The sequence below is a fragment of the Halobacillus dabanensis genome (assembly GCF_900114165.1).
GTDB lineage: Bacteria > Bacillota > Bacilli > Bacillales > Halobacillaceae > Halobacillus > Halobacillus dabanensis.
Genome location: NZ_FOSB01000007.1, coordinates 194,030 through 215,585 on the forward strand (window position 1 = coordinate 194,030; position 21,556 = coordinate 215,585).

Below are 21,556 nucleotides of genomic sequence, written 5' to 3' on the forward strand. Positions count from 1 at the left end.
AAAGAGTGAATGTCATGAGATAGATCGGGAGAGGGGTTACCCTTTCCCTTTAGGCAATTAGGAGGTAGAAAGAATGGTGGATCAACCCGAACGTCCGCGCGTGCAGGAAATTAATATCAGCCAGGAAATGCGTACATCTTTTTTGGATTATGCGATGAGTGTTATTGTTGCTCGGGCCCTTCCTGATGTAAGGGACGGTTTAAAACCTGTACACCGGAGAATTTTATATGCGATGCACGATCTTGGTATGCATGCCGATAAAGCTTATAAAAAATCAGCACGTATTGTTGGTGAGGTTATTGGTAAGTACCACCCTCACGGTGATTCTGCTGTTTATGACACGATGGTGCGGATGGCACAGGATTTCAATTATCGCTATATGCTCGTCGACGGTCATGGTAACTTCGGTTCTGTCGATGGTGATGCAGCTGCTGCTATGCGTTATACAGAAGCACGTATGTCTAAGATTTCCATGGAAATTCTCCGAGACATTAACAAAGATACTATCGACTATGCGGATAACTATGATGGAACGGAAAGAGAACCGATTGTCTTACCTTCCAAATTCCCGAACTTGCTAGTCAACGGAGGTTCTGGAATTGCTGTAGGAATGGCAACGAATATCCCTCCTCACCAGTTAGGAGAGGTTATTGACGCTGTTCTTGCATTGAGTAAAGATCCCGATATTACGATCCAAGAGCTGATGGAAAATCATATTTATGGCCCTGACTTTCCGACAGCCGGTAAAATTCTTGGTTTGAGTGGTATACGAAAAGCCTATGAAACTGGGAAAGGATCGATTACCGTTCGTGCAGATGTGCAAATTGACGAACAGGCAAATGGAAAAGCCCGCCTGATTGTCACTGAGTTACCATATCAGGTAAACAAAGCCCGATTGGTGGAAAAAATCGCCGATCTTGCTCGTGATAAAAAGATTGATGGGATTACCGATTTGCGTGATGAATCAGACCGTAACGGAATGCGAATAGTTATTGAACTGCGTCGTGATGTAAATCCGAACGTCCTATTGAACAACTTATACAAAATGACTGCCTTACAATCGACCTTTGGTATAAACATGCTTGCTCTTGTGGACGGTCATCCGAAAGTATTGAACTTGAAGCAATGCTTAGAGCATTATCTTGAACACCAAAAAGTCGTCATTCGTCGTCGGACAGAATATGAACTGAAAAAAGCGGAAGCACGGGCTCATATTCTGGCTGGTTTACGTATTGCGCTTGATCATTTGGACGAAGTCATCTCCCTGATTCGTGAATCACAGACGACCGAAATCGCACGTACAGGCTTGATGGAACGCTTCGGTTTATCTGAAAAACAAGCACAGGCAATTTTAGATATGCGACTTCAGCGTTTAACAGGCTTAGAGCGTGAGAAAATTGAAGATGAATACCAGGAAATCGTACAATTAATCGCAGAATTAAAGGCGATTCTTGCTGATGATGAAAAAGTTTTGGAAATTATCCGCGGAGAATTGCTTGATATTAAAGAACGTTACAATGATGAACGCCGAACAGAAATTATTCTTGGGGGCACGGACTTCATTGAAGATGAAGACTTGATACCAGAAGAGACTGTTATCGTGACGTTGACCCACCAGGGTTACGTAAAACGTCTTCCGGCTAGCACTTACCGTTCCCAACGACGTGGGGGAAGAGGCGTTCAAGGCATGGGGACACACGAAGAAGATTTCGTGGAACATCTCCTATCCACCTCTACCCATAACACATTGCTTTTCTTCTCCAATAAAGGAAAAGTGTATAAGGCTAAAGGATATGAAGTTCCTGAATTCAGCCGTACAGCTAAAGGAATACCCATCATAAATATGCTTAACGTAGAGCGTGATGAGTGGATCAATGCTGTCATTACCGTTGAGGATTTTGTCGATGACTGGTACCTCGTATTTACGACAAAAAACGGCATCACGAAGCGGACCACATTATCTCAATTCGCTAATATCCGGAAAGGCGGGCTAATCGCTCTTGGTCTTCGGGAAGATGATGAATTGATTTCCGTAAGGTTGACCGACGGAACGAAAGATATCATGATCGGCACACAAAACGGATACTTGATCCGTTTCAACGAAGATCAAATACGTGCGATGGGTCGTACAGCTGCTGGTGTGAAAGGAATTTCACTGCGTGAAGATGATAAAGTCGTCTCCATGGAAATTCTCGATGACTCCTTACAAGTCTTGACTGTAACCAGTAAAGGATATGGAAAACGGACACCAGCAAATGAATACAGAATTACTAACCGTGGTGGTAAAGGGATCATCACCTGTAACTTAACAGATAAAAACGGTCAAGTAGTCGCTACGAAAGCCGTTACTGGTGAAGAAGATATTATGATTATCACGGCAAGTGGCGTCCTGATCCGTATGCCTCTTGAAAGTATTTCAGAGACTGGCCGTAATACCCAGGGTGTTCGGTTGATTCGTCTCGGTGACGGAGAAGAGGTAGCGACAGTCGCTCGAGTGGAGTCTGAAAAAGAAGAAGAGGAAATGGTGGAAGAGGCTCTTGAAAAAGAAGCTGAATTGAATCATGACGAATCTCAGGACGAAAGTGTAGAAACACCAACAGAAACAACAGAAGAAGAGTCAGATGAATCATAAATACACATGAATGATCGTCGCCTGTCGAACAATAGCGACAGGCGGCTTTTTTTACATAAAGAGAAAAAGGAATAAGTAAAGGTGGTTCAGAATAGTGAAGGTGAAACCCGCTCAATTGGAACCCGGTTGCCTAGTCATCAAAGATGTCATGGGAAAGACGAACCGACCGATTATTCCAAAGAATACAATCATCCAGCCGGTTCATATCAAGGTATTAAAAAAGTTTAAAATCCAGACTGTTGAAATATCGAATCGCCGTTCCGATGGTGCCCATTTTGTCGTCGAGGCCCATTGCGAAGAAGAAGGGACAGCCACCTCGAAGGCAAACAGCCAACAAGTAGTCCAAAGTTCTTTCCAAGATCAATATTTGGAAGCTGTTCAGTCTTACAAAACATGGTTTACCTCTTGGCAAGGAGGGGTTCCCATCGATATGAAGGCCATACGGAGAGTAATGGTTCCCCTCCTTGAAAGGGTTGTCGATTCGAAACGTGAAGTGTTTAACCTTCATCATTTCACTTCCAGCCAGGAATACATCTACCATCATAGTGTAGCAATGGGTCTATTATCTGGTTACTTGGCTGCGAAAATGGGCTATAACTATGGGGAATGGATCCAGATAGGCTTAGCTGGGCTGCTGGCTGATACAGGTATGGCTAAAATGGACAAGCACATCACAGGGAAAGAAGGTCCATTGACAGAAGGGGATTTTGATAAAATCAAAACACACCCTACTTATAGCTACAAACAGGTACAAAAGATTCCATCGTTAAGTAATCAGGCGAAAATCGCTGTTTTACAACACCATGAGCGTTTGGATGGGACTGGTTATCCATTAGGGATTCAAACGAAAATTCATCCATTCAGCCAAATCATTGCTGTAAGTGATATGTACCACGCTATGACTTCTGAACGTAAGTATCGCAGGAAACAGTCACCATACAAAGTACTAGAAGAGATCATCCATGAACAATTCGGTCGCTATGATCATAAAGTTATTGGACTACTCGTCAAAGAGATGACTCACTATTCGACAGGTACGAAAATCCGACTTTCCGACAATCAGGATGCGGAAGTCATTTTTGTCGAAAAAACACATCCGACAAGGCCATTGGTTAAATTAGAGGAAAACGGAAAAATATTGTCTTTGAAGGAACACCGGGGTCTACATATTGAAGAAGTGTACGAATGAACAAGACCAGTTAGCGTCAGGATAACGACGTGAACTGGTCTTTTAACCATGATGAAAAGATCTTTGGAATTTGCACGGATGCTGAGTCAAGGAAATGGACAATGAATGCATAATCTTCCCGATCTTTCATCTGTTCCATCTCCCCCCACCATTCCCCTTCATACCGCACGAGCATACTCAAGTTATAGAGAACGGCAAAGTAGCTCAGCAATTCCGGCCATTTCTCTCCACCTTCGAGCGGCGGGCTATTTTTTAATTTGAAAAGTTCTTCCATCGGAGGAAGTGGTCGAAGGAGTTCATTCATGGAGACTTTGTCCTTTTGTGCAGAAAATCCAAATAAATGGCTAGCCGCATGAGGAAATAACCCATGAGGTTGAATGCGAACATCATCTTCTAAAAAGCGATAATGTTGTTTTTTTCTTTTCCTTGTCGATAATCCATGGGCCAGCACCTTAGCTGTCGCTGGATAACCGGGATCTACAGTTAGCAGGCAACTTTTAATATAATGATTCATTCCGTAATAGAAAAGCAGAGGTTTTACACTCAACGGGGTATGTAGAGCGGTTGACCAGTAATCGTTTCCGAGAGTAAGGCCATGGATGAAGCGCTCCGCATTGTTATAGGAATGATGTTCAGCTCTTGAATGGTCGATTTTTTCATAACAAGCGAATAAAAATGGTCTCGTATGAGCGGTAACCTGGAGATAGGTGAGAATTGGATCGGTGGAATGCAAAATGCCTCTCCTTTCTGTCGGGGACAGGAAAATCCTCCCAACTTTTTATGGTTGAAAAAGGGCAATCATTGTCGTATTGTAAATAACAATAAGAAATGGTGCCTGTGAATATACCACTTATTTTACCCACTTTCACCCAAACTATTTCCAGAAAGAAAAGGAGAGGTCAAGCATGCGTGAAGACAAGTTTACTAAAGAAGGTTTAACATTTGACGATGTACTACTTTTGCCTGCAAAATCCGATGTTCTGCCGCGTGATGTATCACTCGCCACAGAGCTATCATCAACGTTGCGGTTGAACATGCCGATCATAAGTGCAGGAATGGACACGGTGACAGAAGCAAAAATGGCAATCGGGATGGCGCGCCAGGGAGGACTTGGAGTCATTCACAAAAACATGTCGATCGAAGAACAAGCAGAACATGTCGATCGTGTAAAACGCTCAGAAAGCGGCGTTATTACAAATCCATTCTTTTTGACTCCGGAACATCAAGTTTTCGATGCGGAGCATTTAATGGGTAAATTTCGGATTTCTGGTGTACCGATCGTTAATGATGTACAAGAACAGAAACTTGTCGGAATCATCACCAATCGTGACCTCAGGTTCATTGAAGATTATTCAATGGCTATCCATGAAGTTATGACGAGTGAGGACCTGGTGACAGCACCCGTAGGGACAACGCTTGAGGAAGCAGAAAAGATCTTACAGCAATATAAGATTGAAAAGCTTCCAATGGTAGATAATCAGGGGGTTCTCAAAGGCTTGATCACCATCAAAGATATTGAAAAAGTCATCGAGTTCCCACTATCAGCAAAAGATGAACAGGGGCGTCTCCTTTGTGCAGCGGCTGTTGGGGTTACAGCAGATGCCATGACACGTATTGATAAACTGGTCGAAGCTGGGGTCGATGCACTTGTAGTTGATACAGCGCACGGACATTCTCAAGGGGTCATTGACCAGGTGAAGAGGATCCGTGATCGTCATCCGAAAATCAATATTATTGCTGGTAACGTTGCGACACCGGAAGCTACTCGTGAATTGATTGAAGCCGGAGCAGACGTGGTGAAAGTTGGAATCGGGCCGGGATCTATTTGTACGACACGTGTCGTCGCTGGCGTTGGTGTGCCTCAAATCACCGCTGTAAATGACTGTGCTAGAGAAGCAGAGAAATATAACAAACCAGTGATTGCAGATGGCGGCATTAAATATTCAGGGGACATCGTTAAAGCCCTCGCTGCTGGTGGTCATGCTGTCATGCTTGGAAGCTTATTGGCCGGGGTATCAGAAAGTCCTGGGGAAACAGAGATCTTTCAAGGACGCCGCTTTAAAGTATATCGCGGCATGGGTTCCGTCGGTGCAATGGAATCTGGCTCGAAGGACCGTTATTTCCAAAACGAACAAGAAGCCAAAAAGCTGGTACCAGAGGGAATTGAAGGACGCATGCCTTATAAAGGGCCATTGTCTGATTCCATTCACCAACTTCTGGGAGGACTAAGGTCAGGAATGGGTTACTGTGGCACCCCTACAATTGATGCATTGAGGACAGATGCTCAGTTTACAAGAATCACAGGCGCAGGGTTACGTGAAAGCCATCCACATGATGTGCAAATTACGAAAGAAGCACCAAACTACTCCATTTGACCCGTATAAAGATGATAGACAGGGACTTTTCCCTGTCTATTCTTTTATATTCGCATGTGATAAAATAACAAAGATGCATAATTTAAGGGTGGAGGTTGAGAAAGTTGACACAAAGAATAAAAACATCTATAGCCTTGGTAATGGCATTGCTAATGGGGCTTTTTGCTGTGTCCATTAGTCCTGGACATACATATGCAAGCGTAGATGTTGGAGCAGAATCAGCAATACTCGTTGACGCGGAAACAGGGAAAATTTTATTTGAGAAAGAGGCAGATTTGACCCTACCTCCGGCAAGCATGACGAAAATGATGACCGAATATCTAGTCATGGAAGCTATTGAGGAAGGACAAATCAGTTGGGATACGACGACAAAGATCAGTCAGTATGCTTTTGATATATCCGCTAATCCTGAATTTTCAGGGGTTGGCTTGAAATTGGATGAAGAATATACGGTACGGGAACTTTACGAGGCTATGGCCATCAATTCAGATAACGCAACAACCATTGCGCTTGCCGAATTGATTGCAGGATCAGAAGGCGAATTCGTGACAATGATGAATGAGAAAGCAGCAGAACTAGGTCTTCCTGATTATGAATTCGTCAATGCTTCTGGGTTGGATAATGCTCACTTAGGCGGCAATCATCCAGAAGGGACAGAGCCTGATGATGTAAACATGCTTTCGGCGAGATCAGCAGCACTTCTCGCTTATCATTTGACCAACGATTACCCTGAGGCTTTAGAAATATCTAGTCAACCGACGCTGGAGTTTGGTGGGCAAACGGTCATGAACTGGAATTGGATGCTTCCAGGAATGCCTGGAGATAGCTTGGAACAATTCTCATATGAAGGTATGGACGGATTGAAGACAGGCTATACAGAACTCGCTCAGAACACGTTTACAGGAACAGCAGAACGAGATGGACAGCGTTTCATTTCTGTTGTGATGAAGTCAGAATCCAGAGCATCTCGCTTTGAACAAACAAGAACGCTTCTTGATTATGGTTTCGAAAACTTCAGCCAGAAGGAACTTTTCGCTGCTGGAGAAACGCCTGAAGACCAATCTACCCTTACTGTTGCAAAAGGGAAAGAGGATGAAGTGGCGGTCGAAACAGCTGAAGCCCTTCGTACCATTGTGAAAAATGGAGAAGAAGATCAATACGAAATCGAGTTCAACATCTCTGATGACCAACTCGATGAAGAAGGAAATCTAGTTGCTCCGGTAGAGAAAGGCCAAACAGTCGGAACTGCAACGCTTATCTATAATGGAGAAGAAGACTATGGGAACATTCTATCTGATGGCGGGCAAAGTGTTGATATCATCACATCTTCTGCAGTAGAAAAATCTAACTGGTTCATGTTGATGATGGGAGCTGTTGGTGAATTTTTCACTGATATCTTTACAGGTGCTGTCGATATGGTTAAAGGCTGGTTCTAAGTGGGAAAAATCCCTATTTATTTAGTGGGATTTAATGTAGGAATGAGTTACAATAGTATATAAGAATCTATGATTCAAAATAAAATGCTTGAACTATATAGCTGTTAGGGAGGAATCAACATGTCACAAACAGGTACGGATCGCGTCAAACGCGGAATGGCAGAAATGCAAAAGGGTGGCGTCATCATGGACGTCGTTAATGCTGAGCAAGCGAAAATCGCAGAGGAAGCAGGAGCTGTCGCAGTAATGGCTCTTGAACGTGTACCAGCAGATATTCGTGCTGCTGGCGGTGTCGCTCGTATGGCAGACCCAACAATCGTTGAAGAAGTGATGAATGCCGTTTCTATTCCAGTTATGGCAAAGGCACGTATTGGGCATATTACAGAAGCGCGCGTCCTTGAAGCAATGGGCGTGGACTATATTGATGAAAGTGAAGTTCTTACACCAGCAGATGAGATTTATCACATCAAAAAAGATGAGTACACGGTTCCATTCGTATGTGGGTGCCGTAACCTCGGGGAGGCGACACGCCGTATCCGTGAAGGCGCGTCCATGTTACGTACAAAAGGGGAGCCAGGCACTGGTAACATCGTAGAAGCTGTCAGTCATATGCGTCAGGTCCAGTCTCAAATCCGTCACTTACGTGGATTATCAGAAGACGAAGTTATGGTTTATGCCAAAGATAACGGAGCTCCATTCGATCTTCTTATGGAAATCCGTGAAGAAGGGCGCCTGCCTGTCGTAAACTTTGCAGCAGGAGGAATTGCTACTCCAGCGGATGCATCCTTGATGATGCAATTGGGCGCAGATGGAGTCTTTGTTGGATCCGGAATCTTCAAATCCAATAACCCTGAGAAATTCGCTCGTGCGATTGTGGAAGCTACCACACATTATGACGACTATAAGTTGATCGGCGAATTGTCCAAAGGGCTTGGTACCGCAATGAAAGGGATGGAAATGTCCACTCTTACTCCTGAACAGCGTATGCAAGAGCGCAGTCAGTAAGAAAAGGAGAATGCAGCATGACTACAATCGGAGTTTTGGGCTTACAAGGAGCCTTTCGTGAACACGTCCGTTCTGTAGAAGCTTCAGGTGCTTCAGCAGTTGTCGTTAAAAGGAAAGAGCAGTTGGATGAGATTGATGGACTTATTATTCCTGGTGGAGAAAGTACAACGATTAGAAGATTGATTGATAAGTATGAGTTCCTGGAACCGATTCAATCATTCGGAAAGCAAGGCAACCCAATTTTCGGTACTTGCGCTGGGCTTATTTTGCTAGCATCAGAAATCGATGGATCGTATGATGTCCACCTCGGAGTTATGGATATCAAAGTTCGTCGTAATGCTTTCGGGCGCCAACGTGAAAGTTTTGAGGCCCATCTCGATATTGATGGCGTGGCAGATGATTTTAATGCCGTATTCATCCGTGCCCCTTACATTGAGGGAGTCGGCGAAAATACGAAAGTTCTGGCGCGTTATGATGGTCACATCGTAGCTGCTCAGGAGGATCAATATTTGGCTTGTTCTTTCCATCCAGAGTTGACCGATGACCATCGTTTAACGGCTCACTTTGTCGGCATGGTAGAAGAAGCTAAAAAAGCCCTTGCATTATAATTTCGATTCCGCTAATCTTATGTAACACAACCTTTCATATGAAACGCGATGATAGGAACTAGTAACATGCCCCTTCTTCCTAAGAGAGTCAGTGGCTGGTGCAAACTGACGGAGAAGCCATGTGAATCCATCCTTGAGTGTCTGGCTGAATAAAGTAAGCTGGACCGGTACTCACCGTTATGAGTAAAGCCGGAAGATCCTGTAGATCTTCAACTTGGGTGGTATCGCGGGAAGCATAAATTAAAGCTCTCGTCCCTTATTTTAGGGACGGGAGTTTTTTTATTTTATATAACTAAAGGAGGAAATATAATGTTGGACATGAAATACTTACGTCAGAACTTTGAAGAAGTCAAAGCAAAGTTGAAAAACCGTGGAGAAGACTTGTCTGATCTGGATGCTTTTGGAGATCTTGATAGTAAACGCCGCGAATTAATCCAGGAGACAGAAGAATTAAAGGCAAAACGTAATGAGGTTTCTAAGGAAATTTCCCAGTTAAAGAAAGCAAAAGAAGATGCAGATGATAAAATCAAGGAAATGAGAGAAGTGGGAGACCGCATCAAAACTTTGGATACAGAGCTGAAAGAAGTCGAAGAAAAGCTTGAAACTCTACTATTATCCATTCCGAACATCCCGCACGAAAGTGTCCCTGTCGGAGGAGATGAGGAAGATAACATTGAGGCACGTAAGGTCGGGGAAATTCCTACATTCAACTTTGAAACAAAGCCACACTGGGATGTAGCCACTGATTTAGGAGTTCTTGATTTTGAGCGAGCATCTAAAGTGACAGGAAGCCGTTTTGTCTTTTATAAGGGCTTAGGTGCGCGATTAGAGCGAGCACTACTAAACTTTATGATGGATCTTCACTCCGATGAACATGGATATCAGGAAATGCTACCGCCACAATTAGTGAACCGTACAGCAATGACAGGCACAGGTCAATTACCGAAATTCGAAGAAGACGCTTTTAAGATTGAGGATTGGGATTACTTCCTGGTACCGACAGCAGAAGTTCCGGTAACTAATTTCCATCGGGAAGAAATTTTGTCTGTCGAAGACCTACCTCAAAAATTTGTCGCGTTCAGTACAAATTTCCGGTCTGAGGCAGGATCTGCCGGTCGCGATACGAGAGGATTAATCCGTCAGCATCAATTCAATAAAGTTGAGCTTGTCCAGTTTGCCAAGCCTGAAGAATCTTATGATGTTTTAGAAGAGCTTACAGGACATGCAGAAAAAGTTCTACAGCTTTTAAAGCTCCCATATCGTGTCATGAGCATGTGTACAGGAGATTTAGGCTTCACAGCTGCCAAGAAGTATGACATTGAAGTTTGGATCCCGAGCCAGGAGACGTATCGTGAAATCAGTTCTTGCTCTAACTTTGAGGACTTCCAGGCTCGTCGTGCAGGCATCCGTTTCCGTCGTGAAGAAAAAGGAAAACCGGAGTTTGTTCATACATTGAATGGGTCAGGTCTTGCGATTGGGCGTACGGTTGCAGCTATTCTTGAGAACTATCAGCAAGAAGATGGAAGTGTAATTGTACCAGAAGTCCTTCGCCCTTATATGGGTGGTAAGGAAGTTATTCAATAGACCATATCCAAAAAGGATGGATTCCATCGAGTCTCCATCCTTTTTTATTGTAAGAAAAGAGATTTATGATAGCTTGACTCTTGCTTTTGTAATTTGTATAATAGCGGGGCAGTCAAAATTATTGGTTGCTCGGCAAAATTCTTTTTTTAAAAAATAAAGGATTTTATTGACGAAAGCGGACAACCATGATATTATATTCATTGTCGGTCACACGGAGGAGTACCCAAGTCCGGCTGAAGGGAGCGGTCTTGAAAACCGCCAGGGGGTTTACGCCCCGCGGGGGTTCGAATCCCTCCTCCTCCGCCATTTTTATATCAACAATAGCGCATAAATATTGGAGATTTAATAGAACAAAAATCGTTACTATGTGTAACGGTTTTTTTATTTTGTTTTCTATTTAAAGCCCTCTCATCAAACTTGAGAGGGCTTTTTTTATGTCTTCGCTCCAGCCCCTCCTCGACTCAAAAGCTGCCATTACTGTTTAAATCTGTGTTATTGGATGAGGAACATACCTTTCTTTTCTTGTTATAATATAAGAGGGGGAGGTGGTTGTGATGGGGTATGTAGAAGACTTGCGAGCAATCATTGGACAGCGACCGGTTATTTTAGTTGGATCAGTCGTTTTGATTCTTGATAACCAGAACCGTATTTTATTACAACAGCGTACGTCTCCAAAAGGTGTTTGGGGACTTCCTGGTGGATTGATGGAGCTGGGTGAAAGTACAGAACAGGTGGCAAAGCGAGAAGTATTAGAGGAGACAGGCCTTAAGGTGGATGATTTAAAATTAATGACCGTATACTCCGGAGAGGACCAATTTAGTCGTGCGCCGAACGGAGATGAATTCTATGTAGTCACAACGGTGTACTATACAAAGACATATGAAGGTCCGGTTACCATTGATCCAAAAGAAACATTGCAGATTAAATTCCTGCCTCCTGCTGAACTGCCTGAAAAGATGATTGGCAGTCACCGCATGATGATTGAAGAGTTCATTCATAAATATAAAACTCCTGACGAGTAGTGGACTCATCAGGAGTTTTTCTATCTTATATTTACGTTAATAAGTGGCTGGAGCGCCATTTACGGGATTGTTGGATGAAATGACCGATTTTTTCTAAAACTGGTTCGATGCTTGTTTTATCATTTAACACATCATAGTCAGCAATATTCAAACGTAAAATGGGGCAGGAATTGAAGTTATCAATCCAGTTTTCGTAACGCCTGAACATTTCCTCCCAATATTCGATCGGTGTTTCTTGTTCCATCGGACGTCCCCTTTCCTGGATACGGGTAAGGATATCGTCAAACGATCCTTCCAAATAAATTAACAGATCAGGATGAGGGAAGTAAGGTGTCATCACCATAGCATCAAACAGATTGCGATAGGTTTCGTAATCTATTTCAGACATTGTTCCTTTTTCATAATGCATTCGTGCAAAAATGCCAGTGTCTTCATAAATGGAGCGATCCTGGATGAATCCACCGCCATATTCGAAAATTTTCTTTTGCTCTTTGAAACGTTCCGCTAGGAAATAAATCTGTAAATGGAAGCTCCAACGTTCAAAGTCTTGATAAAATTTGTCGAGATAAGGGTTTGTGTCGACTTTTTCAAAAGAAGTACGGAAGTTGAGGGCATCTGCGAGAGCATTCGTCATCGTCGACTTCCCGACCCCGACTGTACCTGCAATTGTAATGACGCTATCATGTGGTATTCCATAACGTTCACGTGCGTTCATTTGATAACTTCTCCTTTATTTAAATGCTGCTCCACTTGGCCAACAATATAATTTAAATCATCTTGATGTTTTACGAAGTCTAAGTGGTCTCCATTCAAGCGTATGACAGGAATATCAGGATGAGTAGCTTCAAAATGCCTCATGAAGTCTTCATAGTCTTGAGAGAGTTGTTCAAGATAAGAGGGCTGAATATTAGCCTCTACATCCCGGTTACGCATACGAATGCGCTCGAGCAACGTATCAAGACTCGCATGTAAATAGACGACCATATTCGGCTTAGGCATATCATGTGTCAATATATCAAAAATCTGAGCGTACTTTTCAAACTGTTCCTCCCGCAACGTGCGGCGAGCAAAAATCATATTTTTGGATATGTGGTAGTCAGCGACCACAGGCTTCCCCAATTGCAAAAATTGACGGTTAATGTCTTCTAGTTGTTTGAACCGGTTGCACAAGAAGAACATTTCCGTTTGGAAGCTCCATTCTTCAATATTGTCGTAAAACTTGCCTAAAAATGGGTTCTCCTCAACGATTTCCTTCAGCAAATGAAAATCAAACTGGGAGGCGAGCTTTTTAGACAGAGACGTTTTCCCAACCCCAATGGGCCCTTCAACGGATATGAAAGGTAGATCTCCCATCTCTTTTCCTCCTTCAAACTCAATTCAAAAAAGCATGATTGTATATCACTCATCCGTACAAAATACGATACTTTTAGACAGACAAATAACATTTTATCATATACATACGTTGGAAGTAACAGAAGAGATTATTTTTTCAGGGGTCTACGCTTTTCAATCTTTGGATTCTTTTGTATAATATTACACATACGTTTTATGCCCCCGTAGCTCAGGGGATAGAGCATCGGTTTCCTAAACCGTGTGTCGCAGGTTCGAATCCTGCCGGGGGCGCTAATCGTTGATATAAAGCCGTTGACTCAACCGTTAAGCATTACGAGGGGCACGAGCAAGCCCACGGTTTAGACGGCTTAAATTACATATACGTAAGGCTTATTTTTGCGCCTTCTTTCCGTATCAAATCGGAAGGGAGGTGCTTTTTTTGTCTCGAAAAGGAAAAAAGATTATTCGACGAAGAACGATTCCGCAAATTTTAGACGATAACACGATTAATCTATCACTCGATGATGCATTGGAGTACGTCTATGCCTACAAAAAATCGGAAGGTTTACGGGAGAGAACTTTAAAGGATCACCGTGTTCTATTCGATTATTTTAATGAATGGATACGAGAGCAGCACCCGGAAATAGAACGAGTTAACGAGGTAACAAGTGGATTGATTCGAGAGTACATCGTCTATCTATCTGAGACGCACGAAAACAAGCGAACAGGAGAACGGGGGTTATCTCCATACACCGTAAATGTGCGGATACGACAGTTGAAGACGTTTTTCACCGTACTTCAAAGCGAGGAAATTATCAACAAAAACCCGGTCAAAGGTGTGAAGTTGTTGAAGGTGGACGAGGATTCTTTTTCACCGTTAACTGAGGACGAAATCAACCGATTGTTAAGGATCCCTGACATGCAAGAGTACGCACAGTTTAGGGATTTAGTAGCGATTTACCTAACGTTGGATACTGGGATACGAACGTCGGAGTTGTTTTCGTTGGAGTTCTCAAACGTGGACTTCAAGAGCCGGGCTATTTATCTTCCAGGTAAGAAGACGAAGAATAGGAAGCCGAGAGTTTTACCGTTGTCGAATCAGGTTCTCCGATTGTTGATGGAGTTGATTACGGAAGTAAAGGCGAATTTCGAAACGGAGTACGTGTTCACCTCTAACTTCGGAGAGAAATATAACCCGACGAGTTTTAGGCGACGGATCCACGACTACAAGCAAAAAGCAGGAATCGAGAAGCCGTTAAGCGCACATTCTCTGCGGCATCAGTTTTGCCGCGATTACATTCTTAACGGGGGAGATATTTTTACGTTACAAAGAATTGCAGGTCATTCGGATATATCGACAACTAGAAAATACATTCAGTTTACTACCGATGACTTGAAGCGACAACACGCTAACTATTCGCCAATAAGTCGACTAAGAAAACGAAAATAAGACAAAAAAGAAGACGCAACCACTCGGAAGAACCGAAGTGATATACGCCTACTCTAGACAAGTATAGTTTATCGCAAAAAACGGTTCCTTTGCAAGCGTATTTGCTATGCGATTTAAACCGAACATACATTCGAGTGTTGCGTCTTCCTACGGGAGGACAAACGGAATGGACTTTCTAACAATCGACCTAACAAAGCTATCGGAATATGCCACATTCGAGAAACAAACGAAGATGGACGAGCAAATATACGAGTACATCCAGGTACTAAGAAACGACGAAGCTCCAGAGTCAACCATCGAGGTGCTACTTTTCTTCGGGAGGTCCAGCCTTCGAGTGCTAGGCGTTTCCTTTGCGAAGTACCAAACGATAGGGGAAGCGTTAAACCTATCGAAAAGTACAGTGATTCGGGCGATAAACAGGCTAGATAACTACGGAATGATTGAAAGGCTACCAACGTTGAAGAAATGGGGGATCGGAGGAAGTCGGAAGAAATCCGTAAATGTAATTCGTATTCTCTCAATGAAACCGCAAGTTGAAACCATAGAAGTAACCGAGGAAGTCAACGAGGGCAAGGGATCAGGGAACGAAATAATTCCCGAACCATCTTATACTAATCATATTCAAGAGCACGTCTTAGAGACGGGGCAAACGGACGAGGCAGATTTCATAAAAAACGCTATCCCTACGCCGATCTTTGAATGTCTTTCTCCTTTCTATAACGCTAGAGACCTATACACATTGACGGGAATCATCTTTAAAGCAAAAGCAAAGGTGAATAGAGGACTACGCTTAGAGTCGCACTCAGAGGCATTAAAAACCGTGTTAATGGATGTTATAAGAAGAGTTAAGGAAGGGAAGGTCAACCGGATGCATTCCTATCTTTTTGCGTCTATGAAGCGATTATTCAGGTGGTTACAGTATGTAGAATTTGCTGATATTTATGAATAGATATTGGTTGGATGAAGGGAAACTTATGTAGTTATAGAATACTATTATTTAGCGTTTTTACTGGGAGGTCGTAATTTTGTATTACTATTATTCAACCGATAAACCTGATGAGAGAGACTTGAAAAAAGGATTTACTACAAATTGTTATAATAGGGATTCTATTAGCGCGGAAGTCTCTTCGCTAAATGTTGAAAAACAGTTTAAAGGGTCAGTAAGTAGTTTCGTAGAAACAGAGGTTATCTGGTTACTTAAATTAAAAAGAAAAGCAAAAGTTTTAGATTTAACTTCTTTCGATAAGTTAGAGGAATTTTACAATTCTAATAGTGATTTTTTTATTGAACTTCCTTTCGAACACAAGGGGTCAGCTCCAAAATCTTTCATTACTTTTAATTTTGAGAAAGCTAGAGAAGAATATGATGGCTTCTACATAAACGAAAAAGTATTCTATTATGATTTTTTTCTTTGGACTATCAATAGGATGTTCAAATGGGGAAGAGACCAAATTATTAGTGAAGGGACAATCTGGTTTAACTGGGTGTTTGATGAACCAATAAAAAAGACTATAGATGTTCAATATGGAGATGTTTCGGCTGGCAACCAAACAGATAAACGAAATTCAAATAAATATTTGGAAGCCGGAAAAGCAAAAGAAAAGTTTTCTGATAGTAGCATTGAGGATCTGATGAAAAAAGCCAAAAGTAAATATATGAAACCTAAAAGAATGAAGACGAATAATGCTTCCTTTAATCGAAGTTTTGTAATATCGCTTCTTGCTAAAATAAGAGCGAATGGTATTTGCCAATTGTGTGAAAAACCAGCACCTTTTAAAGATAGAAATGGAGAGCCTTTCTTAGAGACACATCATATTAAATGGTTATCCAATGGTGGGTTAGATACTCCCGAGAATACTATAGCTTTATGTCCTAATTGCCATAGGAAAATGCATCATTTAAATCTTGAAGAGGATGTCAGAAAACTTATTCAAAAAACATAATGTGGGATATAGAACAAGTGATTAGGCGAGAATAGTACCGGTGATGAAATATGAGCGAATTTATTGTGTCTGTTGTACTCTTTTTGCTAATGGTCTTCACGGTGTTCTGTTTGAATCGTTTTCAATACGATCCAGAACCGGTTGAGGCATCCGAATATGAGAAGTGCGAGTCTCCGATTGAACGTCGTTTATACAACGGCTTAGTTTCGTATGGATTGCATCCACGCACTCAGTACAACGTAGGGGTGTATCGAATAGACATAGCGTTCCCTGGGCTGAAAATAGCGATTGAATGCGATGGTAAAGCGTTCCATTCAACGGCGTCACAAAAAGCGCATGATCGGAAGAAAGACCGTTACTTGCGGAAAAACGGATGGAAGGTTATGCGTTTCAAAGGATCGACTATTTACCGAAATCTCCCGAGTACAGTAAAGAGCATCAGTCGAGAAGTAACGAAGAGAACCGATGTGTAATCGGTGATTTATAGCGATATGTCGTGGGAAACGGTGTATGGAAGAAACTCGGAAATAACGCACTTTAACACGGTGACATAGGTATTCGAATAGGTAACGAGAGTACACAAATATCGAGTAGATAAGGGGCAACCCGTTCACTAGACGAGTACCTCCGAAAATATCGAGGGGGTAGTGCGTTGACCAGGCGATAAATCGGTCCAACATGCTTTTAGCGAATGTATGCTTTTGTGTATTTCCATACGTTGGATTTGCCGTAATGTAGCCGTCTGTTCATTGACTGCTATTTGAATGTATGATATCATTTTAAATAAGATAAAACCGTACATTCGGAAAGGGGCGTTTGAATGACATATGAAGGCGGAAAAGAAGGCAATTTGGTCAACGTGGAACCACTCCGCTCGCCTGCGGAAATCAAAGAGTTTCGGGAAGCGTTAAAATTATCGAAGCAGGCTGATCGGAACATGCTGCTTTTTAATCTCGGGATAAACACGGGGTTACGGATAGGAGATATCGTAAAGCTACGTATTGAAGACGTTAAAGGTGCTTCCAGTATCGTAGTATCAGAGGGGAAAACGAAGAAGCCTCGTAGGGTTCATTTGAACGCTATCATGGGCGACATTGCCGATTACTTATCCGATAAGCCAAACGAGGGTTGGCTCTTCCCTAGTCGCAAAGGAGACGGGCATATAACCTCTACGCAAGCATACCGAATCTATGCTAAGGCTGCCGATTTACTAGGACGGAAGGATATCGGTACACACACGGGAAGAAAAACGTTTGGTTACCACTACTACCAACGGACAAAGGACGTTGCTACGTTAATGGAGATATTCAACCACTCGGATCAGGCGACGACAAAGCGATACATAGGAATAACTGAGGATGAAATAGCGGATACGTTGAAAGACTTCCGACTATAACCAAATGACCATCGAATAAATCAATGAGAGTTGGCGTAAACACGTCAGCTCTTTTTTGTTTTTGTAAATCCCCCCGGGGGCGTAAGCGCAGGGAGCAGCCCGCCGGGCCTGCGATAATTTGCTGCAAAATTTTAAAAGGTCGGGGGTCAAAGGTGGGGAGCGGTAGAATAACACTTATGGCGTTCGTGTTCACCTGGCCAAACGTTCCCCCAATTGAAAACCTGGGCTATGCGATAGTGACCGTCTCTTCTCAAGTGCGAAACCGGACTCGTTTTTCAACGGCAGGCAAATGTGACCTCGGTGTCGTGGAGTTTCAACAACCAGTAGGAAATAGCGTTACATAACGGGGATCCTTCGGGGTCTCCGTATTTTTATTGAGAAAATTTCGCTTAAAATGGTCCACGATTGTATCTCAATGTGGTCTTAGTGAGTATACGATTTTTTTTAAACTCGATGTCCCACAAACAAGGTTTTACGTGGTCTTAGTAAGTGTAGGTTTTAGAAATTCGATGTCCCATAGGTAGCCTTAAATGGTCTATTAGGAATTGAGGGCGATTTTAACGGTTGGTCCAAATTCGGTTGCTTTTTTGTTATTAGGAATTAAACGGTTCTTTTCAGTGGAGTTGATGGTGACTCGGTGCTGATAAAAACTTTTTAAATTTTTTACGCTTAGAGCTTCAAGGGTTGTGGTTGATGAGTTAATTGGTAAAAGTAGGTGGTCCAAAAGTGGGGATTAAATTGGTTCAAGAAAGTGTAAGGCAAAAATCAAAACGGAAAAGGAGAGTTTTACTATGATTCAACAAATGGTTAAAGACGAAAAGGTCTTACCACACGACAAAAAACAATTGATGGAGGCGAAGGGGTACGAATTGTACAACCGGGAGTTAGTGCGGAAGGTGTTTCCTAGAATCATAGCGGAAGTCAGAGATATTAGGCCGAAGTCTAAGACGGGTGACATCATACCATTTTACTTTGCGTTGTTGTCGTACATCGACGGAAATAGGTATAGAGCTGACGGATCCCTTAACGGACGGTTCGGATATGCGTTCCCGAGCCAGGACCGCATTGCGGAAATGACAGGGGTCGACCGTAAAAGGCACAAGCAGCTTACGAGAATATTGAAAGCAAACGGGATACTCAGCGATGTCCGCGATTACTATGAAGGGACTAACCGTTACCTGTGGTATAAGCCTTCGTTTTGTCCGCAAATATCGGACGATGGCTACATCGTTAATGAAGACGGGGAGAAAGTGGTTCCCGATTATAGTGAAATAATCAAGTGAAAACCCCTGTTGTTCCGAAAAGGGAATTTACCGTCGTTCCTGAAAAGGAACAATGCAAAATCCCTATTTAGGTACAGTAAAAATAGCAACGATAAAATAGCAACGTTAAAAATAGCAACAAACCATTGTGGGCTCGTTACCTCGCACCAGGTCACTTATTCGTAAACTTATAAGTAACCGTACTAACGTAACCAAAGTTCCATACGAATACAAGTGCATGTCCGAAAATTAATACCTATACGGATATGCGTTAGTACGTGTGAACGAGTGGAAACGTTAGACCGATAGGGCGTGTGAGCGATTGAACGAGCATATCCGATACCATACACCGACAAAGGGGATTGATCGAGAGTGGCGGAGAAGCAAGCGTATGTAAGAGAAGTACAAGATTTAATCGACGAGGGAATACCGGAAGACGTGGCCGTCCAGGTGTATCAATTCCTGGTGGAACGATTTGAGCGGGCGCACCACAAGCCGGAGGTCAAGGACTTCCGGGCGGAACTATCGGAGCTTCACAAGTCCGAAAGGCGTTATTTTCGGGATTGTGTGGACGATTGGTTGTCGGATATGCCGTTTCCTATCGAGTTAACCTGGCGTGAGGTGAAGTTCAAACCTAATCGGATCAGCCGTTGTGAGATATGCAGCGATTACTTTTACGACGTATCCAGGAATGGACGGAAGGTAACGTGTTATAAAGGGTCTTATTGTGAGCATGAATACGAGGTGCGCCGAAAACGTCCGGGAACGGTGATAGATCCTATCTACAAACGTAAAGTAAACGAGGTATCTGTCGATATGGCTCCGGATAAAAGCGACAAGAGAGGTAACGCGGCGTTAACGGAAATGGAGCGGGCAGCGTGGGAAGACGAGCAGGATTACGGCATTCCAGATCCGGATATGTTCGATAAATTGCGGTAAAAAATCGAAAATCTAGCGGAAAACCTCAAAACTATGTAAACAAACGTATCGCTCATACCTAATTAGAGGGAAGGTTAGTGTACTTTTTTTTATGGCACTCGTTAACAAATTGTATAAGAGGAGGGGGGTCAAAATGGATTCAAAGCTATTTAAGACACTACGTCAACTGAACCAACTAACGCAGCTCCAAGCGGCCGACCGTTTGAAGGTATCGCGGGCACTGTTAGCGTTGGTGGAAACGGATAAGACGCCGATAAGCAGGGCATTAGAACGCAAGGTAAACGAGGAGTTCGGTCTCGAGCAAATTGAGCACGTAAAGAAAACGATGGATCTACTCAATCGGAATCTATAAATCTATCGAAAGTGGAGGCGATCAGTAATGACTCGACGTTACGTATCAACGCCGCGAACGACGCAGGCGTTAATGATATCGCAAAAGGTAAACCGGCGGCTCACGGGTCTTGTAACGTGGGTGGGCGGTGAGCCAGAAACCGAAGTCGAGCGCTTGGTTAAGCGACTATGCGAGGCCTACGAGGTCCAAGCGACCGACGACGGCTTCTTATACTACAAGGTATAAAACGCATACTTCCGCAATTATCAATTTAATTTTAGCGCAGGCGGAGTAAAAACGCAAGCACGAGAACGTACTTCACGAATGAGAGAGGTGAGCGAATGAATGAAGCACGAAAACTAACGGACTTGATCGAATACTTGAAGGCATTGGCGGAGTTAAAGCGACAAGGGATCCACGTAACTCTAGAGATTACGTCGACATTGGAAGCTATCGAAGAAGAGTTACGCAAGTAAACTAATAACCGAATGAAGGAGCGAGTGAGAGATATGAACGAACAGGCAATCTACGAGCACATTATCGAAAAACTTGATCGGATGGACGAGCAGCTACGAAGCATCCTGCCGGGGGATGATTCACGGTGAACGATTTATTCTACTCGGATGAACGGCAGCTTATCGGATGTACCGGCGACAGAACATTGATTCGGAACATCACACGGTCAAACAAATCGAAGACATGGAAGAGCGTGGGGCGGTCGTGGGCTACCGGTGTTAAGCAGTCCGACCGCAACGCAACGTATCTGTACTTGATACCCGCAAAAGAAAGACGGAAGGCAGAACGATTCTTCGGAGTCACCGCCAGAAAGATCGATTGACACATATGACCGTCTCAGCGAAAAATACGGGCCTCAGACGAAATTAGAAATCGCAGTAAGACGATGAACCGTTTAAGCCTAACTAATTCGCACACAGGTCGATATTTTGGGCTCAGGCTGTCATATACGTCAAGAAAATACGGGGGTCGACCCCTAAATCACGCATTTTTCGAAAGGGGCTATTAAAACGATGAACACGATAACCAAAGCGAGA

General features: G+C 43.1%; 21 protein-coding genes, 2 tRNA genes and 1 other annotated feature. Of the genes, 20 read left to right on the top strand and 3 right to left on the bottom strand.

Annotated elements, in window-relative coordinates; all coding sequences use genetic code 11:
- The first annotated feature begins 73 nt into the window (after nt 1-73).
- Together gyrA and BMZ58_RS13580 are read left to right on the top strand one after the other, a co-directional pair.
- Nucleotides 74-2,632, top strand: coding sequence for a DNA gyrase subunit A (gene gyrA / locus BMZ58_RS13575; protein ID WP_075037100.1), 2,559 nt, complete (start codon nt 74-76; stop codon nt 2,630-2,632).
- Between the two features lie 94 nt (nt 2,633-2,726).
- Complete coding sequence (locus BMZ58_RS13580) at nt 2,727-3,821, top strand: HD-GYP domain-containing protein (RefSeq protein ID WP_083412774.1); 1,095 nt, start codon at nt 2,727-2,729, stop codon at nt 3,819-3,821.
- Nucleotides 3,822-3,837: 16 nt separating this feature from the next.
- Here BMZ58_RS13580 and BMZ58_RS13585 read toward each other — a convergent pair whose 3' ends face one another.
- On the bottom strand, nt 3,838-4,554 hold the full coding sequence (locus BMZ58_RS13585) for a YaaC family protein (protein WP_075037102.1): 717 nt from the start codon (nt 4,552-4,554) through the stop codon (nt 3,838-3,840).
- Nucleotides 4,555-4,726: 172 nt separating this feature from the next.
- On the opposite strand from BMZ58_RS13585, the gene guaB reads away from it, so the two are divergent.
- The 7 genes from guaB (at nt 4,727) to BMZ58_RS13620 (ending at nt 11,851) form a co-directional block, all read left to right on the top strand.
- Nucleotides 4,727-6,196: an IMP dehydrogenase gene (gene guaB / locus BMZ58_RS13590; protein ID WP_075037103.1), complete on the top strand. Its 1,470-nt coding sequence runs from the start codon at nt 4,727-4,729 to the stop codon at nt 6,194-6,196.
- A 140-nt stretch (nt 6,197-6,336) separates the two neighbouring features.
- Nucleotides 6,337-7,632, top strand: coding sequence for a serine hydrolase (locus BMZ58_RS13595; protein ID WP_075037157.1), 1,296 nt, complete (start codon nt 6,337-6,339; stop codon nt 7,630-7,632).
- Nucleotides 7,633-7,752: 120 nt separating this feature from the next.
- Nucleotides 7,753-8,637 carry a pyridoxal 5'-phosphate synthase lyase subunit PdxS gene (pdxS, locus tag BMZ58_RS13600; RefSeq protein WP_075037104.1) on the top strand — a complete coding sequence of 295 codons (885 nt, stop codon included), beginning with the start codon at nt 7,753-7,755 and terminating at the stop codon, nt 8,635-8,637.
- 17 nt (nt 8,638-8,654) lie between these two features.
- A complete protein-coding gene (gene pdxT, locus BMZ58_RS13605) occupies nt 8,655-9,245 on the top strand; it encodes a pyridoxal 5'-phosphate synthase glutaminase subunit PdxT (RefSeq protein WP_075037105.1) in 591 nt (196 codons plus the stop codon).
- A 39-nt stretch (nt 9,246-9,284) separates the two neighbouring features.
- Nucleotides 9,285-9,505: a binding site (T-box leader), on the top strand.
- 49 nt (nt 9,506-9,554) lie between these two features.
- Nucleotides 9,555-10,829 carry a serine--tRNA ligase gene (gene serS, locus BMZ58_RS13610; RefSeq protein WP_075037106.1) on the top strand — a complete coding sequence of 425 codons (1,275 nt, stop codon included), beginning with the start codon at nt 9,555-9,557 and terminating at the stop codon, nt 10,827-10,829.
- Nucleotides 10,830-11,042: 213 nt separating this feature from the next.
- A tRNA-Ser gene (locus BMZ58_RS13615) sits at nt 11,043-11,135 on the top strand.
- A 248-nt stretch (nt 11,136-11,383) separates the two neighbouring features.
- Nucleotides 11,384-11,851, top strand: a complete 468-nt coding sequence (locus BMZ58_RS13620; protein ID WP_075037107.1) for an NUDIX hydrolase — start codon at nt 11,384-11,386, stop codon at nt 11,849-11,851.
- A gap of 31 nt (nt 11,852-11,882) precedes the next feature.
- Here BMZ58_RS13620 and BMZ58_RS13625 read toward each other — a convergent pair whose 3' ends face one another.
- Nucleotides 11,883-12,566 carry a deoxynucleoside kinase gene (locus tag BMZ58_RS13625; protein WP_075037108.1) on the bottom strand — a complete coding sequence of 228 codons (684 nt, stop codon included), beginning with the start codon at nt 12,564-12,566 and terminating at the stop codon, nt 11,883-11,885.
- Nucleotides 12,563-13,204, bottom strand: a complete 642-nt coding sequence (locus BMZ58_RS13630) for a deoxynucleoside kinase (protein WP_075037109.1) — start codon at nt 13,202-13,204, stop codon at nt 12,563-12,565. Before BMZ58_RS13630 ends, BMZ58_RS13625 begins: the two co-directional genes overlap by 4 nt.
- Before the next feature lie 197 nt (nt 13,205-13,401).
- Between BMZ58_RS13630 and BMZ58_RS13635 the strand changes: the two genes are divergently transcribed.
- The 11 genes from BMZ58_RS13635 (at nt 13,402) to BMZ58_RS21635 (ending at nt 20,980) form a co-directional block, all read left to right on the top strand.
- Nucleotides 13,402-13,474 (top strand) — tRNA-Arg (locus tag BMZ58_RS13635).
- A 148-nt stretch (nt 13,475-13,622) separates the two neighbouring features.
- Nucleotides 13,623-14,633 carry a tyrosine-type recombinase/integrase gene (locus BMZ58_RS13640; RefSeq protein ID WP_083412777.1) on the top strand — a complete coding sequence of 337 codons (1,011 nt, stop codon included), beginning with the start codon at nt 13,623-13,625 and terminating at the stop codon, nt 14,631-14,633.
- Between the two features lie 166 nt (nt 14,634-14,799).
- Entirely contained in the window at nt 14,800-15,582 is a 783-nt protein-coding gene (locus tag BMZ58_RS13645) for a helix-turn-helix domain-containing protein (RefSeq protein ID WP_075037111.1), read from the top strand.
- 76 nt (nt 15,583-15,658) lie between these two features.
- Nucleotides 15,659-16,576 (top strand): HNH endonuclease, encoded by a 918-nt coding sequence (locus BMZ58_RS21465; RefSeq protein WP_075037112.1) that lies wholly within the window; start codon nt 15,659-15,661, stop codon nt 16,574-16,576.
- A gap of 50 nt (nt 16,577-16,626) precedes the next feature.
- Nucleotides 16,627-17,049 (top strand): endonuclease domain-containing protein, encoded by a 423-nt coding sequence (locus BMZ58_RS13655; protein ID WP_075037113.1) that lies wholly within the window; start codon nt 16,627-16,629, stop codon nt 17,047-17,049.
- A 347-nt stretch (nt 17,050-17,396) separates the two neighbouring features.
- The gene (locus BMZ58_RS13660) at nt 17,397-17,972 is read left to right on the top strand and encodes a tyrosine-type recombinase/integrase (RefSeq protein WP_075037114.1); all 576 of its coding nucleotides are present in this window, start codon (nt 17,397-17,399) and stop codon (nt 17,970-17,972) included.
- Nucleotides 17,973-18,148: 176 nt separating this feature from the next.
- Entirely contained in the window at nt 18,149-18,316 is a 168-nt protein-coding gene (locus BMZ58_RS21180) for a hypothetical protein (protein ID WP_167360084.1), read from the top strand.
- Nucleotides 18,317-18,763: 447 nt separating this feature from the next.
- Nucleotides 18,764-19,255: a hypothetical protein gene (locus BMZ58_RS13665; RefSeq protein ID WP_244151578.1), complete on the top strand. Its 492-nt coding sequence runs from the start codon at nt 18,764-18,766 to the stop codon at nt 19,253-19,255.
- A 351-nt stretch (nt 19,256-19,606) separates the two neighbouring features.
- Nucleotides 19,607-20,173, top strand: coding sequence for a hypothetical protein (locus BMZ58_RS13670; protein WP_075037115.1), 567 nt, complete (start codon nt 19,607-19,609; stop codon nt 20,171-20,173).
- A gap of 91 nt (nt 20,174-20,264) precedes the next feature.
- Nucleotides 20,265-20,525: a helix-turn-helix domain-containing protein gene (locus BMZ58_RS13675; protein ID WP_167360085.1), complete on the top strand. Its 261-nt coding sequence runs from the start codon at nt 20,265-20,267 to the stop codon at nt 20,523-20,525.
- A 320-nt stretch (nt 20,526-20,845) separates the two neighbouring features.
- On the top strand, nt 20,846-20,980 hold the full coding sequence (locus BMZ58_RS21635; RefSeq protein WP_279626137.1) for a hypothetical protein: 135 nt from the start codon (nt 20,846-20,848) through the stop codon (nt 20,978-20,980).
- The last annotated feature ends 576 nt before the right edge of the window (nt 20,981-21,556 follow it).

What these genes read in the sequence shown, in the direction of transcription:
- gyrA (WP_075037100.1), top strand. Translation starts at nt 74, where the DNA reads ATGGTGGATCAACCCGAACGTCCGCGCGTGCAGGAAATTAATATCAGC.
- guaB (WP_075037103.1), top strand. Translation starts at nt 4,727, where the DNA reads ATGCGTGAAGACAAGTTTACTAAAGAAGGTTTAACATTTGACGATGTA.
- BMZ58_RS13595 (WP_075037157.1), top strand. Translation starts at nt 6,337, where the DNA reads ATGGCATTGCTAATGGGGCTTTTTGCTGTGTCCATTAGTCCTGGACAT.
- pdxS (WP_075037104.1), top strand. Translation starts at nt 7,753, where the DNA reads ATGTCACAAACAGGTACGGATCGCGTCAAACGCGGAATGGCAGAAATG.
- pdxT (WP_075037105.1), top strand. Translation starts at nt 8,655, where the DNA reads ATGACTACAATCGGAGTTTTGGGCTTACAAGGAGCCTTTCGTGAACAC.
- serS (WP_075037106.1), top strand. Translation starts at nt 9,555, where the DNA reads ATGTTGGACATGAAATACTTACGTCAGAACTTTGAAGAAGTCAAAGCA.
- BMZ58_RS13620 (WP_075037107.1), top strand. Translation starts at nt 11,384, where the DNA reads ATGGGGTATGTAGAAGACTTGCGAGCAATCATTGGACAGCGACCGGTT.
- BMZ58_RS13625 (WP_075037108.1), bottom strand. Translation starts at nt 12,566, where the DNA reads ATGAACGCACGTGAACGTTATGGAATACCACATGATAGCGTCATTACA.
- BMZ58_RS13630 (WP_075037109.1), bottom strand. Translation starts at nt 13,204, where the DNA reads ATGGGAGATCTACCTTTCATATCCGTTGAAGGGCCCATTGGGGTTGGG.
- BMZ58_RS13645 (WP_075037111.1), top strand. Translation starts at nt 14,800, where the DNA reads ATGGACTTTCTAACAATCGACCTAACAAAGCTATCGGAATATGCCACA.
- BMZ58_RS13655 (WP_075037113.1), top strand. Translation starts at nt 16,627, where the DNA reads ATGAGCGAATTTATTGTGTCTGTTGTACTCTTTTTGCTAATGGTCTTC.
- BMZ58_RS13660 (WP_075037114.1), top strand. Translation starts at nt 17,397, where the DNA reads ATGACATATGAAGGCGGAAAAGAAGGCAATTTGGTCAACGTGGAACCA.
- BMZ58_RS21180 (WP_167360084.1), top strand. Translation starts at nt 18,149, where the DNA reads ATGGCGTTCGTGTTCACCTGGCCAAACGTTCCCCCAATTGAAAACCTG.
- BMZ58_RS13665 (WP_244151578.1), top strand. Translation starts at nt 18,764, where the DNA reads ATGATTCAACAAATGGTTAAAGACGAAAAGGTCTTACCACACGACAAA.
- BMZ58_RS13675 (WP_167360085.1), top strand. Translation starts at nt 20,265, where the DNA reads ATGGCACTCGTTAACAAATTGTATAAGAGGAGGGGGGTCAAAATGGAT.
- BMZ58_RS21635 (WP_279626137.1), top strand. Translation starts at nt 20,846, where the DNA reads ATGAATGAAGCACGAAAACTAACGGACTTGATCGAATACTTGAAGGCA.